The organism is Aeromicrobium sp., assembly GCF_049586495.1.
Classification (GTDB): domain Bacteria; phylum Actinomycetota; class Actinomycetes; order Propionibacteriales; family Nocardioidaceae; genus Aeromicrobium.
In genome coordinates, this window is record NZ_JBAVCB010000060.1 from 1 (window position 1) to 13,243 (window position 13,243).

The 13,243-nt window shown below is 67.0% G+C and carries 13 protein-coding genes and 1 riboswitch; of the genes, 7 read left to right on the forward strand and 6 right to left on the reverse strand.

Going from position 1 to position 13,243, the window contains the following annotated elements; genetic code table 11:
- The 3 genes from WB508_RS03480 to WB508_RS03490 form a co-directional block, all read left to right on the forward strand.
- On the forward strand, positions 1-1,738 hold a 1,738-nt coding region (locus tag WB508_RS03480; RefSeq protein WP_423843488.1), incomplete at its 5' end, for an ABC transporter family substrate-binding protein.
- A 303-nt stretch (positions 1,739-2,041) separates the two neighbouring features.
- Complete coding sequence (gene dnaB, locus WB508_RS03485; protein ID WP_423843499.1) at positions 2,042-3,463, forward strand: replicative DNA helicase; 1,422 nt, start codon at positions 2,042-2,044, stop codon at positions 3,461-3,463.
- A 102-nt stretch (positions 3,464-3,565) separates the two neighbouring features.
- A complete protein-coding gene (locus WB508_RS03490) occupies positions 3,566-5,053 on the forward strand; it encodes an NAD-dependent succinate-semialdehyde dehydrogenase (protein WP_423843489.1) in 1,488 nt (495 codons plus the stop codon).
- On the opposite strand, the gene WB508_RS03495 is transcribed toward WB508_RS03490, so the two are convergent.
- The 5 genes from WB508_RS03495 to WB508_RS03515 all read right to left on the reverse strand — a co-directional run bounded on the left by WB508_RS03495 (position 5,050) and on the right by WB508_RS03515 (position 10,042).
- The gene (locus tag WB508_RS03495) at positions 5,050-6,957 is read right to left on the reverse strand and encodes an ABC transporter ATP-binding protein (protein WP_423843490.1); all 1,908 of its coding nucleotides are present in this window, start codon (positions 6,955-6,957) and stop codon (positions 5,050-5,052) included. The genes WB508_RS03490 and WB508_RS03495 overlap by 4 nt on opposite strands.
- Positions 6,957-7,268, reverse strand: coding sequence for a YbaY family lipoprotein (locus tag WB508_RS03500; protein WP_423843491.1), 312 nt, complete (start codon positions 7,266-7,268; stop codon positions 6,957-6,959). Before WB508_RS03500 ends, WB508_RS03495 begins: the two co-directional genes overlap by 1 nt.
- A gap of 77 nt (positions 7,269-7,345) precedes the next feature.
- Entirely contained in the window at positions 7,346-9,493 is a 2,148-nt protein-coding gene (locus WB508_RS03505) for a heavy metal translocating P-type ATPase (RefSeq protein WP_423843492.1), read from the reverse strand.
- Between the two features lie 13 nt (positions 9,494-9,506).
- Complete coding sequence (locus WB508_RS03510; protein ID WP_423843493.1) at positions 9,507-9,722, reverse strand: heavy-metal-associated domain-containing protein; 216 nt, start codon at positions 9,720-9,722, stop codon at positions 9,507-9,509.
- A gap of 20 nt (positions 9,723-9,742) precedes the next feature.
- On the reverse strand, positions 9,743-10,042 hold the full coding sequence (locus WB508_RS03515; protein WP_423843494.1) for a metal-sensitive transcriptional regulator: 300 nt from the start codon (positions 10,040-10,042) through the stop codon (positions 9,743-9,745).
- A gap of 96 nt (positions 10,043-10,138) precedes the next feature.
- Between WB508_RS03515 and WB508_RS03520 the strand changes: the two genes are divergently transcribed.
- Together WB508_RS03520 and serA are read left to right on the forward strand one after the other, a co-directional pair.
- The gene (locus WB508_RS03520; RefSeq protein WP_423843495.1) at positions 10,139-10,555 is read left to right on the forward strand and encodes a PaaI family thioesterase; all 417 of its coding nucleotides are present in this window, start codon (positions 10,139-10,141) and stop codon (positions 10,553-10,555) included.
- 6 nt (positions 10,556-10,561) lie between these two features.
- Positions 10,562-10,649, forward strand: a riboswitch (ZMP/ZTP riboswitch).
- A 47-nt stretch (positions 10,650-10,696) separates the two neighbouring features.
- Positions 10,697-11,941 carry a phosphoglycerate dehydrogenase gene (serA, locus tag WB508_RS03525; RefSeq protein WP_423843496.1) on the forward strand — a complete coding sequence of 415 codons (1,245 nt, stop codon included), beginning with the start codon at positions 10,697-10,699 and terminating at the stop codon, positions 11,939-11,941.
- Here serA and WB508_RS03530 read toward each other — a convergent pair.
- Positions 11,845-12,729 carry an NAD-dependent protein deacetylase gene (locus WB508_RS03530; protein ID WP_423843497.1) on the reverse strand — a complete coding sequence of 295 codons (885 nt, stop codon included), beginning with the start codon at positions 12,727-12,729 and terminating at the stop codon, positions 11,845-11,847. The genes serA and WB508_RS03530 overlap by 97 nt on opposite strands.
- A 130-nt stretch (positions 12,730-12,859) precedes the next feature.
- On the opposite strand from WB508_RS03530, the gene WB508_RS03535 reads away from it, so the two are divergent.
- A complete protein-coding gene (locus WB508_RS03535; protein ID WP_423843498.1) occupies positions 12,860-13,015 on the forward strand; it encodes a DUF6131 family protein in 156 nt (51 codons plus the stop codon).
- 60 nt (positions 13,016-13,075) lie between these two features.
- On the forward strand, positions 13,076-13,243 hold a 168-nt coding region (locus WB508_RS03540), incomplete at its 3' end, for a DUF1697 domain-containing protein (RefSeq protein WP_423843500.1).

Below are 13,243 nucleotides of genomic sequence, written 5' to 3' on the forward strand. Positions count from 1 at the left end.
GTGGTCGCCTCCGCGAGTGCCGGTCCGTCGTCCATGGTTGACCGTGCGATCCTCTCGCCGCCTCATGTGTCTCCTGGCCACCAGTATTCTGGTGGCCGGGTGCAGTCTCCTGCCCGGAGACGGCGACAGCCCCCAGGATCCGCCGTCCGCGAGAGTCCCGGACTTGACGCCAGTGGGGTGGGAGCCGGTCGATCGCGAGCGAGTTGCCGCCGGCGGGACGCTGCGACTGGCCACCCCAGCGCTGCCGGAGAACTTCAACCCCCAGCACTCCTCGAACGGCGAATCGGAGGTTGATCGCCTCCTCGACCCCACGGTGGGGTCGGCAGTTCGCATCACGGCGGACGGTGGATGGGAGGTCGATCCCGACTACGCGCGTGAAGTCGAGATCGTCGACCGCAAGCCGCTCACCATCCGCGTGGAGATGAACCGCAAAGCGGTTTGGCAAGATGGCACGCCCATCGTGGCGCGGGACATGGTGGCGTTCTGGAAGGCGCAGAACGGCTCCGACCCGAAGTTCGAGGTGCGCAGCACCCAAGGGTTCGACGAGATCGACGACGTCACGCCGGACGGAAAGTTTGCGTACACCGTCACGTTCGACGCCCCGACCACCGACTGGCCGCGGTACATCTATCCAGCACTGCCGGCCAGCGTCTCGGACGAGGCAGAAACGTTCAACGCCGCCTTCGCCGACCGGCCGATCCCGTCAAATGGCCCGTTCCGCGTCGCCTCGATCGATCGAGACACTGGCCAGGTCGTGCAGGAGCGCAATCCGCAGTGGTGGGGCACCAAGCCCCGGCTCAAGCAGATCACCTGGCAGGCGGCGACCCCTGAGATCCAGCTCGAGGCTCTGCGTGCGGGCGATCTTGATGCGACGGACGTGTCCTCGAGCCAGCTCGCGGACATCGACGACGCCGAGCTCGACGAGGACGTCGTCGTGCAGCGCGCCACGGGCACGGAGTGGACCCAGCTGACCATGAACGGCGCCGCCGGTCCCCTCAAGGACGTCGCGGTGCGTCGTGCCGTCGCGCTGGCTCTGGACCGTCGCGCGCTCGCTGACGCACTGACCAAACCCCTCGGTACTCCGTCGCAGGTGCTGGGCAGCTTCGTCCTGCTGCCGGGTCAGCGTGGATACGTGGACCAGTCCGACCTCATCGCGCCGGATGTCGCGAAGGCGGGCCAGCTTCTCGATGACGCCGGCTGGGAGATGGCAGACACGGGCACGGTCCGCACCCTCAAGGGCAAGGCCCTGACGTTGGACATGCCGGTGCCAGCGAAGACGAGCACCAGCCGGACACGCGCCGCGATGATCGCCGACCAGCTCGCCGAAGTGGGCATCAAGGTCACCCTGCAGACCGTTCCCGACGACGAGTTCTTCACCAATCGGATCATCCCGCTGGATTTCGATCTGGCCACCTTCACCCACCAGGGCGGGGCGTTTCCCGTGGTCGACACCAAGCGGCTGTTCTACCCGATCGACTCGGGACAAAACTTCACGGGCGTCGAGGACGACAAGCTCGCCTCCGTGTGGGACAAGGCGATCTCCGCGCTCGACGACGACGACAGGGCGAAGGCGATCGAGGTGCTCGACAAGCGGTTGTTCGGCGATGTCCCGTTGGTGCCGCTCGGAGTGGTGCCGCAGTTCTGGCTGACCAACCGCTCCATTGCCAACTATGGGCCGGCGCAGTTCCTGGGTCCGGACTGGACCTCGGTCGGTTTCCGAGCCGCTGCAGGCGACTGATTCACGATGGTGGCCATTTTTTATTTGTCCACAGCCTGAATTCAAGGTCCGCGCAGTTCAGAGCGGCGAGCCGGGGCTCATTGCTCGCTCCGTCCACAGGGTTGTCCACGCCTCGTGCACAACCGCTGCGGCGTTTTCCACCGAGACTCTCGACTTGCCCACACGGCCTGTGCGTCGCGGGCTTCACGATCGTGCCCCCCGGCACCTAGTCTCAGGGCGCAGCCCCCGGTCGAACACTGCACGGATCTGTCGGTAGAGGCGCGTAGCGTGACATGGAAGACCGACCAGGGAGGTAGCAGCTCGATGAGCGTGGCGGACCTGTACGAACCAGACACCGGCGACGCAGCCGCCGGAGCGTACGTGCCGCCGCAGGACGTCGCCGCTGAACAAAGTGTTCTGGGCGCCATGATGTTGTCCAAGAACGCCATCGATCCAGCCGCCGACACCATCCAGGGCCGCGACTTCTACCGTCCTGCGCACGAGCTGATCTTCGACACCATCACGGGCCTCGCGGCGCGCGGCGAGCCGGCCGACGCCATCACGGTGGCCGCGGAGCTACAGCGCCGCGGCGAGGTGGCCCGCGCTGGCGGAGCGCCCTATCTGCACACGCTCGTCTCGGGCGTCAGCATTGCTGCCAACGTCGACTACTACGCCCAGATCGTCCGCGAGAAGGCCGTTTTGCGGCGTCTCGTCGAGGTGGGCCAACGTATCGCCCAGCTCGGGCAGGCCGGTCAGGGCGATCTCGCCGACATCGTCGACCGGGCTCAGGCCGAGGTGCTCGACGTCGACGGATCGCGCAACGCCGACGACTACTCGCTGATCTCCAAGCTGATCCCGACCACCATCGACGAGATCGAAGAGCTCAGCAAGCGCACCGGGGAGGTGCATGGCGTGCCGTCGGGATTCCCCGACCTCGATCGCGTCACCACCGGTTTCCGCGGTGGGCAGATGATCGTGGTGGCAGCCCGTCCCGGCGTCGGCAAGTCCACCCTCGGACTCGACTTCTGTCGATCCGCCTCGATCCGGCACAAGATCCCATCGGCCATCTTCTCGTTGGAGATGACGGCCTCTGAGATCACCACTCGTCTGCTGTCAGCCGAGGGCAAGGTCAACGTCAGCGCCATGCGGGGGGGCCAGATGTCTGACAGCGACTGGCGCAAGATCGGCAACGTGGCCACCAAGGTCAACGGTGCTCCGATCGTGATCGACGACAGCCCCAACATGACCATGCCGGAGATCCGTTCCAAGGCACGGCGCATCAAGAAGGAGCATGGCCTCGGCATCTTGGTCATCGACTACCTGCAGCTGATGACATCGGGCAAGAAGGTCGAGAACCGGCAGGTCGAGGTCTCGGAGTTCTCTCGCCAGATCAAGCTGCTGGCCAAGGAGCTCGACGTGCCGATCATTGCGATCAGCCAGCTGAACCGTGGCTCGGAGCAGCGCACCGACAAGACGCCGATGATCTCTGACCTGCGCGAATCGGGGTCCATCGAGCAGGACGCTGACGTCGTTCTCCTGCTGCATCGCGGCCAGCGCGAGGGCGACGAGGCGGGTGGGGGCGAGTCGCGTGAGCGGCTCGGCGAGGCCGACATCATCGTGGCCAAGAACCGATCGGGCCCCACCACCAAGGTGGCTGTCAGCTTTCAGGGCCACTACTCGCGGTTCACGCCCATGGCGCACGACGACACCACACCGCCTGCCGCCGCCGCGGGCGACTTCTTCTGACCGCAGACCAGGTCGGGCACAAGGTCTCGAGCTTGGTGCACGAGGTGCTTCGAGCATGGCGCGGAACGTGCGACCCGGAGGGGTCCGTTCTACAGTGACGGCATGAGCGATTCGCAGGTGTCCACGGCCGAGCAACGAGTTATCGACGCGGTTCACCCGCAGCTGTTCATCGGCGGTCAGTGGCGCGATGCTGAAGCAGGAAAGACCCTCCCGGTCATCGATCCGTCCACGGGCGCGACGCTGGTCGAGACCGCCGATGCCTCCGTCGCCGACGGCGCAGCAGCCCTGGATGCTGCCGTCTCCGCCCAAGCCGACTGGGCTGCGTCCGCGCCGCGTGATCGCGGAGAGATCCTGCGCTCGGCGTTCGAGCTGATCACCGAGCATGCCGACGAGCTCGCCACGCTGATGACGCTGGAGATGGGTAAGCCGCTGAGCGAGTCCAAGGCCGAGATCGCCTACGGCTCGGAGTTCTTTCGCTGGTTCAGCGAAGAGGCGGTGCGGATCTCGGGGCGCTACTCGGTGGCACCCAACGGGCTGACCCGTCTGTTGACCCTCAAGCAGCCGGTCGGTCCGTGCCTGATGATCACACCGTGGAACTTCCCCTTGGCCATGGGCACCCGCAAGATCGGGCCCGCGATCGCCGCCGGTTGCACCATGGTCGTCAAGCCGGCACAGCAGACGCCCTTGACGATGTTGCGGCTGGCGGCCCTGCTGGCTGAGGCCGGTCTGCCCGACGGCGTGCTGAACGTCGTCACCACCTCCACGACCGGCGACGTGATGGGGCCACTGATCGAGGATCCGCGATTGCGCAAGCTGACTTTCACTGGCTCGACGCCGGTGGGCCGCAGCCTGATCGAGCAGAGTGCCAAGGGCGTGCTGCGCGTCTCGATGGAGCTCGGCGGCAATGCGCCCTTCGTGGTCTTCGATGACGCCGATCTCGACCGCGCCGTCGACGGCGCCATGCTGGCCAAGATGCGCAATGTCGGAGAAGCGTGCACCGCAGCGAACCGATTCATCGTGCACGAGTCGGTGGCCGAGGAATTCGGCCGCAAGCTCGCCGAGCGGATGGGCGCGATGAAGATCGGACGCGGAACCGCCGAGGGCGTCGAGGTCGGTCCGCTGATCGACCAGACGCAGCGCGACAAGGTGGCCGATCTGGTGGACGATGCGGTTGCCAAGGGCGCGACGGTCGTGACCGGTGGCGAGAAGCCCAGCGCCGAAGACTTCGGCAGTGATGCCTTCTACCCACCCACAGTTCTGACGACGGTGAGCCGCGACGCCAAGATCTGGACCGATGAGATCTTCGGCCCCGTCGCGCCGATCTTCACCTTCAGCGAGGAGCAGGAGGGCATCGACATGGCCAACGACACCGAGTACGGCCTCGTGGCGTACGCGTTCACGCAGGATCACGCCCGGGTCGTGCGGGTGTACGAAGGGCTTGAGACCGGCATGGTGGGCATCAACCAGGGCGTCGTCTCCAATCCCGCGGCGCCCTTCGGCGGTGTCAAGGCCAGCGGCTACGGCCGGGAGGGCGGTGCCGAGGGCATCGAGGAGTACCTGGAGACCAAGTACGTCGGCCTGGCCCTCTAGATGCGGATGTCGGACCGCCGCTCGTCAGGCGGATCCTGCGCCACACGACGTCGACCAGAGCCGAACTGTTCGACGTACAGGCGGGAGTAGAGGCCGCCCGCTGCAAGCAGCTCGTCGTGGGTTCCTTGCTCGACCAACCGACCGTCCTCGAGTCCGAAGATCACGTCGGCATTCTGGATCGTGGACAACCGGTGAGCGATCGCGATCGTGGTCCGGTTGTGCGTGGCGCGATCCAGGGCATCTTGTACGAGCCGCTCGGTCTCGGTGTCGAGGGCTGAGGTGGCCTCGTCGAGGATGAGCACCCGCGGGTCCATCAACAGGACGCGAGCGATGGCGAGACGCTGCTTCTCGCCGCCGCTGAGCCGGTAGCCCCGCTCGCCCGTGATGGTCTCGTACCCTTCGGCGAAGGTGAGGATGCGGTCGTGGATGTTGGCGTCCCGAGCAGCCTGCTCGATCTGCTCGGCGGTGGCATCTGGACGGGCGTACGCGATGTTGTCGCGAATCGTGCCGTGGAACAGGTACGGCTCCTGGGTGACCATGCCGACGGCCTCGGCGACCGAACCCATCGTCAGGTCGCGGACGTCGTGACCGTCGATCAGCACCGCGCCGTCGGTGGCGTCGTAGAACCTGGGCACCAGGTACGTCGCCGTGGTCTTGCCCGAACCGGACGGGCCGACGATCGCGGCCAGCTGCCCGGGCTGGACCCGCAGCGACACGTCGGTCAGCGCCCACCGGGATCCGACTGGGTCGGACTCGCGCTCGATCCGCACGCCAGTGTCGCCGAAGCGGTCGCGATTCACGGTGCCGGAAAGGCTGCGGGGTTCGGGGTAGCGGAACGACACATGTCGGAACTCGATCTCCCCTTGCAGCGCGCGGCCCGTGAGCTGGGTGGCACCGGGCCGCTCAGTGATCGCGGGTTCGAGGTCGAGGTATTCAAAGATGCGGCGGAACAGAGCCACCGACGTCTGCACGTCGAGGGTGACCCGCATCAGCTGCAGCAAGGGCATCTGCAGTCGCGCCTGCAACGTGGTGAACGCCACCAGAGTGCCAGCCGTGATGCTGGCGCCGCCGAAGGATCCGGTGAGCATGAGGCCGGCGGCCAGATAGATCAGCGCCGGGGTGATGGCAAAGAACGTCTGGACGGTCGCGAAGAAGGCCCGGCCAGCCATGGCCTGATCGACCTGAAGGCGGGTCTGCTGGTGATTCGCCTCGCGGTAGCGGCGCACCTCGGAGTCCGCGCGGTTGAACACCTTGGACAGCAAGATGCCGGAGACGCTGAGCGCCTCCTCGGTGATGGCGGTCATCTCCGAGAGTGACTCCTGCGTGCGTTTGGCCAGCCGCTGGCGGCGCTTGCCGACCTGCAGCTGGATGAACACGAACAGCGGCATGACGATCAGGGTCAGGATCGTCAGCTGCCACGACAGGATGACCATGGACACGAAGGCCGCGATGACGGTCACGGAGTTCTGCAGGATCGTGGTGGCCGTGTCGGTGAGCACGGTGCGAACCCCGGCCACATCATTGGCGAGGCGCGACTGGATCGAGCCGGTCTTGGTGGCCGTGAAGAAGGCCAGCTCCATCTTCTGCAAGTGCGCGAACAAGTCGCTGCGCAGATCCGCCATGGCCGAGTTGCCGATGGTCGAGGTGAGCCAGTTCTGCACGATGCCGATCGACGCCGTGATGACCGGAATGATGGACATGGCCACCACCAACCAGCCGAGCAGCCGCAGCTGTGGGCCGCCGGAGGGCGGGAAGAGCGCCTGGTCGAAGACCGCCTTGGTCAGGAACGGGACGATCGAGGTGAGGGTTGCGGCGGACACGACCGCGATGGCGACCCATGTCATCTTCGCCCGATACGGGCGCAGCAGCAGGGCGATGCGGCCGAGGACCGGCTCCGCGGCCATCAGCCGTCGATCTTCGGCAGCACCAGCTCGGGGGTGTCGTCGGCGACAGGAACCAGGTCAGCTGTTCCCCACAGGCCGACCTCGGTGCGCAGTGCGGCCCACAGGAGAAGCTCGCCGTCGGCGGTCAGGAACGCCGGATCGGCGTGCAGCGTGAACGACACAGGAAGTTCATGGGCCCGCACCGCGGTCGCAGAAAGCACCTCGCCAGCGGCATCGACCAGCTTGATGCTGGCGATGGCTCCATCGGACACGGCGTCGCCCTCGCGGACGGTGAGAGTTCCCTCGATGATCAGCAGCGGCTCGGACGTCATGTGTGTGATGCTAATCCGGCACCGCGTGCACACGCACGTTCCGCTGGGTACCCCGTGCAGGAGCGCTGCATCGCCGTTCAGTGAAAGCGGCGAAGACGCAGACTGTTGGTCACGACGAAGACTGAGCTGAAGGCCATCGTGAGGCCAGCGATGAGCGGGTTGAGCAAGCCGGCGGCGGCCAAGGGGATCGCGGCCACGTTGTAGGCGAACGCCCAGAACAGATTGCCCTTGATGGTGCGCAGCGTGGCGCGCGACAGGCGCACCGCGACGACGGCCGTCGCGAGGTCGCCCTGCACGAGGGTCAGGTCGGAGGCCTGGATCGCGACGTCGGTCCCCGTGCCCATCGCAATGCCAAGGTCGGCAGCCGCGAGCGCCGCGGCGTCGTTGATGCCGTCGCCGATCATGGCGACGGTGCGGCCCTCGGACTGCAGCTCGCGCACCGTGCGCAGCTTGTCCTCTGGGGTGACGTCGGCGATCACGCGATCGATGCCGACCTCTTCGGCCACTCGCGCGGCCACGGCACCTGCGTCGCCGGTCAGCAGCACCGGCTCCAGTCCCAGGCGGCGCAGGTCGGCCACCGCGGCGGCCGACGTGGGCTTGACCGTGTCGGCGACGCTGATCGCGCCCCGGAAGACGCCGTCCCACGCGACCGCGACACCAGGGACGTCGGCTGGAACCTCGATGCCGCGCTCGCGCAACCAGCTGGGTCGCCCGGCCGTGGCGGCGCGCCCCTCGACGGTTCCCGTGACGCCGAAACCGGCATGGTTGGCGAAGTCCTCGACAGCCATCGGATCGGCGAGCGTTGCGATGGCACGGGCCACGGGGTGCTCCGAGGCGTGCTCCAGCGAGGCGGCGATGCGCCGCAGGTCATCGATGGCCACGCCCGGTGCCGGGTGAATTCCGGTCACCGCCATGCGGCCGGTGGTGACCGTTCCGGTCTTGTCGAGCACCACGGTGTCGACGACGCGGGTGGATTCCAGGACCTGTGGCCCCTTGATGAGGATGCCGAGCTGCGCGCCGCGGCCCGTGCCGACCATCAGTGCTGTTGGCGTCGCCAGACCGAGGGCGCAGGGGCAGGCGATGATCATGACGGCGACGGCTGCCGTGAACGCGTGCTGCGTGCTGTCCCCGAACGTCAGCCAAGCGGCCAGGGTACCGAGCGACAGGACGATGACGGCCGGCACGAACCAGGCCGAGACGCGATCGGCGAGGCGTTGGACGTCTGCCTTTCCCTCCTGTGCTTCTTCGACCAGACGGGCCATCTGCGCCAGCTGCGTGTCGGCGCCCACTGCGGTGGCGCGCACCACGAGCCGACCGCCTTGGTTGACCGTCGCGCCGGTGACGGTGTCGCCGAGGGTGACCTCGACGGGAACGGGCTCGCCGGTGAGCATCGAGGCGTCGACAGCCGATGAGCCTTCGACGACGTCGCCGTCGGTGGCGATCTTCTCGCCGGGCCGGACGATGAACTCGTCGCCCGTGGCCAGATCGGCGACGGAGATCGTGTGCTCGGCGCCGTCTCGGCGGACGTGCACCTCGTCGACGCCCAGATCCATCAGGGCCCGCAGTGCGGCACTGGACTCACGCTTGGCGTTGGCCTCGAGGTAGTGGCCGGCCAGGATGAACACCGTGACCGCGCTGGCGACCTCGAGATAGATCTCGTCGGCACCTCCCCCGCTCCAGGACCAGGTCATCGTCATGCCGATGCGCCCGGCGTCGCCGAAGAACAGCGCCCACAGGCTCCACAGGTACGCGGCGCTGACGCCGAGGCTGATCAAGGTGTCCATCGTCGCGGCGCCGTGACGGGCGTTCAGCACGGCCGACCAGTGGAACGGGTAGGCGCACCACAGCGCCACCGGGGTGGCCAGCACGAGTGCCACCCATTGCCAGCCGTCGAACTGCAGCAGCGGAACCATCGACATCAGCGCGACCGGAATAGTCAGCACGATGCCGATGCGCAAGCGTCGTCGGACCGATTCGATCCCGTGCAGACCGCCGCCAGCGTGCTCAGCGGTCTCGTCTCCGCGCAGCGTGGCCGAGTAGCCCGTGGCGTCGACCGTGTCGATGAGGGTCTGGACGTCGACGCCGGACGGCGCGTCGATGCTGGCCCGCTCCGTCGAGTAGTTGACGCTGGCAGTGACGCCGTCGATCCTGTTGAGCTTCTTCTCCACACGCAGCGCGCATGATGAACAGCTCATGCCGTGGACGTCCAGGGTGTGCTTGCTCATGGTGGCCTTCCTCTCACGCGAGTGCGTAGCCGGCTTCGTCGATGGCGGCGGCGACGGATGAGTCGTCGAGCGCGTCGGCGCTGATGACCGTGACGGTCGAGGTTCCGCCGGCCACGAGGTCGACCGTCACGGCGCTCACGCCGTTCAGGACGGTGATCTCGTCGGTCGCGGCGCGCACGCAGTGCTCGCAGGTCATGCCGGTGACGCGATAGGTGCTGGTGGTGGTCACGGATGCTCCTTGGTGGTTGGTCAGGCCTTCACGAGGCGGGCGATGGCGTCGGACGCCTCGCGGATCTTGAGATCGGCCTCCGGCCCGCCCTGGCGGGCCGCGTCGACCACGCAGTGGGTGAGATGCTCGTCGAGCAGCTTCAGGGCGACCGCCTCGAGGGCTCGGGTGGTCGCTGACACCTGGGTCAGCACGTCGATGCAGTAGATGTCCTGCTCGACCATGCGGGTCAGGCCGCGTACCTGCCCCTCGACCCGGCGCAGGCGGGCCAGGACGGCGGTCTTGTCGTCGCTGTAGCCCGGAACCGCAGCATCGGTGCTCATGACATGTCCTGCATCTGGCTGATCTCCTTGGTCTGGCTGGACGTCCAGTATACCCCCCTAGGGTATAAAACGGGGGCGGGGGCGCATACTCAGACCATGACTGACCTCCGCGGACTGGACGGCTTGCTGGGGGTGGAGCACGTCGAGGTCACCGCTGACCGCGTCGTGGTGTGCTTCACGATCGGCCCCGAGCATCTGCAGCCCTTCGGCATCCCTCACGGTGGCGTCTACTGCGCCGTGCACGAATCGACCGCCAGCGTCGCTGGCCAAGTGTGGCTGGGCACGAAGGGGGTTGTCGTGGGCACCAACAACTCCACCGACTTCATCCGCCAGGCGGCTGTCGGCGACGTCATCACGGTGACGGCCACGCCGATTCACCGAGGCCGCAGCCAGCAGCTGTGGCACGTGGACTCGCGTCTTCAGGACGGCAAGCTGATCGCGCAGGGCCAGGTGCGCCTTGCAAACCTCGATCAGGAGCTCCCGCCCGAGGCGCTGGCGCACTTCACCACGTAGACTCCTCGCAAGCGGCGCGACTGGCGTTCAGGTGGATCTCCACCAGGAAGCGACCGCGGCATCGACATCGGGACCGTTCGCCTGGGCCCCGGTCAGCCCCCGATACCCGCTGACCTGGAGACCACCGAGATGATGATGACCATGAACACTGCTGCTGTGTCGCTCAACGAGCGTCTCGAGGACACTGACGTCCGGGTCCTGCTGCTGGAGAACATCCACACCGACGGCGCCGACTTCCTGCGCGGCAAGGGCTACCAGGTCGAGGCGCTCGACGGCGCGCTCGGCGAGGACGAGCTGATCGAAGCCATCCAGGGCGTGCACCTGCTGGGCATCCGCTCGACCACCTACATCACCGAGAAGGTGCTGAACGCCGCGCCGGACCTGCTGGCCATCGGCGCGTTCTGCATCGGCACCAACCAGATCGACATGGCCGCCACGTCGGCGCGCGGCATCGCGGTGTTCAACGCCCCATACTCCAACACCCGCAGCGTGGTCGAGCTCGCCATCGCCGAGATCATCTCGTTGGCGAGGCGCCTGCACGAGAAGTCCACCGACATGCACGCTGGCGTGTGGAACAAGTCCGCCGCCGGTAGCCACGAAGTCCGCGGGCGCACGCTGGGCATCATCGGCTACGGCAACATCGGCAGCCAGCTGTCGGTCATCGCCGAGGCGCTGGGTCTCAAGGTCATCTTCTTCGACATCGACGACAAGCTGGCGCTGGGCAATGCCAAGCGCTGCTCGACGTTGGAGGAGCTGTTGGCCGAGGCAGATGTCGTCACGCTGCACGTCGACGGCCGTCCCGGCAATGCAGGTCTCTTCGGTGCCGAGGAGATGCGCCAGATGAAGCCGCGGGCGCTGTTCCTCAATCTGTCGCGCGGCATCGCTGTCGACACGGCTGCACTGCGAGAGCACCTCGAATCCGGCCACATCGCGGGCGCGGCCGTGGACGTCTTCCCCATCGAGCCCAAGCGGCAGGGCGATGCCTTTGAGTCTGACCTGCGCGGTCTGCCGAACGTCATCCTGACGCCGCACGTGGGCGGTTCGACCGAGGAAGCGCAACAGGACATCGGTCGCTTCGTGGCGTCCAAGCTGCGCTCGTTCACCGAGTTCGGCAGCACGTCGCTGAGCGTCAACCTGCCTGAGCTCAACCTGGCTGCCGTCCCGGGCCGCCACCGCATCGCCTTGGTGCACCGCAACGCTCCGGGTGTTCTGGCCACCATCAACGGCCTGCTCGGCGAACGGGGCGTCAACATCGAGGCGCAGTCACTGTCGACGCGTGGCGAGAACGGTTACGTCGTGACGGATGTGGCGGCCGAGGTGAGCGCCGAGGTACTGATCGAGCTGGCTGGACTTCCCGAGACGGTCCGCATCCGCCAGCTGAGCTGAGCCAAGGTCTCGGCGCAGCCGCCGTCGACACGGATGGTCGCGAGATCGTCAGCCCGCGTGGGTCCGCGGTTGATGATGACGATCGGAATGCCACGCCGGGCCGCGGCCCGCACGAATCGCAGTCCCGACATCACCTGGAGCGACGAGCCGAGCACGACCAGAGCCTCCGCCTGCTCGACGAGGTCGAAGCAGCGCTGGACCACTGGTTTGGCCACGCTCTCGCCGAAGAACACGACGTCGGGCTTGAGTCGTCCGTTGCAGATCTCGCAGGTGGCGAGCAGGAATGAAGCGGTGTCCTCGACCATGACATCGCCATCTGGGGCCGCGATCGCCTCGCGGTCGGCAAACCCCGGGTTGAGCGCTGCCAGCCGATCGTGGAGGTGAGACCGCTTGCTGCGATCACCACAGTCCAAGCAGACCACCCGGTCGATCCGGCCGTGCAGGTCGATGACATCGCGGTGACCGGCGCGACCGTGCAAGCCGTCGACGTTCTGCGTGATCAGCCCGATGAGTCGGCCAGCGCTCTGCAGGTGGGCCAGCTCACGGTGCGTGGCATTGGGTTCGGCGCTGGTCATCCGGCCCCAGCCGATGTGCGCACGCGCCCAGTACCGCCGACGCGCCCTGGTCGACGCGATGAACTCCTGGTATGTCATGGGCGTGCGGGGGATGGACCCGGGCCCGCGATAGTCCGGGATGCCGGAGTCGGTCGAGACACCCGCGCCAGTGAGCACCAGCCATCGACGATTCGCCACCACGTCCGCGATCGCTGGTCGGGCTTGATCATCCACGACCTCAAGAATAGGACTCTGGTGATGACGACGGGTGCGTCAACGGCGATCTGCGGACTCCTGCAGGTGTGGGTACCGTCATCGTTCAGTCAGGTCGGCGAAGGCCGGCCTCGGGAGGAAGGGAAAAGCTGTGATCATTCTTGGAGTCGTTCTGTTGATTCTGGGCGCCCTGCTGAACATCTCGATCCTGTACACGATCGGCGCCATTCTGGTCGTCGTCGGTGCCATTTTGTGGATCCTGGGATCCATGGACCGCGGCGTCGGTGGCAGAAGGCACTATTTCTAGACCACACCAGTCAGCGGGCCGTCACCTTCTGGTGGCGGCCCGTTGTGCTTTCATCGGCGCATGACGGGTCGGATCATCCTGCTGCGGGCGGTCAACGTGGGCGGAGCGACGCTGCCGATGGTGCGCCTGCGTGCGATCGCCACCAGCCTCGGTGCGGCGGACGTGTCGACCTACATCGCGTCCGGCAACCTGATCGCCGACGTGCCGGGCGACGCGGCGGCCTTCGAC

Coding starts and splice junctions, on each gene's coding strand:
- dnaB (WP_423843499.1), top strand. CDS start 2,042: ATGAGCGTGGCGGACCTGTACGAACCAGACACCGGCGACGCAGCCGCC.
- WB508_RS03490 (WP_423843489.1), top strand. CDS start 3,566: ATGAGCGATTCGCAGGTGTCCACGGCCGAGCAACGAGTTATCGACGCG.
- WB508_RS03495 (WP_423843490.1), bottom strand. CDS start 6,957: ATGGCCGCGGAGCCGGTCCTCGGCCGCATCGCCCTGCTGCTGCGCCCG.
- WB508_RS03500 (WP_423843491.1), bottom strand. CDS start 7,268: ATGACGTCCGAGCCGCTGCTGATCATCGAGGGAACTCTCACCGTCCGC.
- WB508_RS03505 (WP_423843492.1), bottom strand. CDS start 9,493: ATGAGCAAGCACACCCTGGACGTCCACGGCATGAGCTGTTCATCATGC.
- WB508_RS03515 (WP_423843494.1), bottom strand. CDS start 10,042: ATGAGCACCGATGCTGCGGTTCCGGGCTACAGCGACGACAAGACCGCC.
- WB508_RS03520 (WP_423843495.1), top strand. CDS start 10,139: ATGACTGACCTCCGCGGACTGGACGGCTTGCTGGGGGTGGAGCACGTC.
- serA (WP_423843496.1), top strand. CDS start 10,697: ATGAACACTGCTGCTGTGTCGCTCAACGAGCGTCTCGAGGACACTGAC.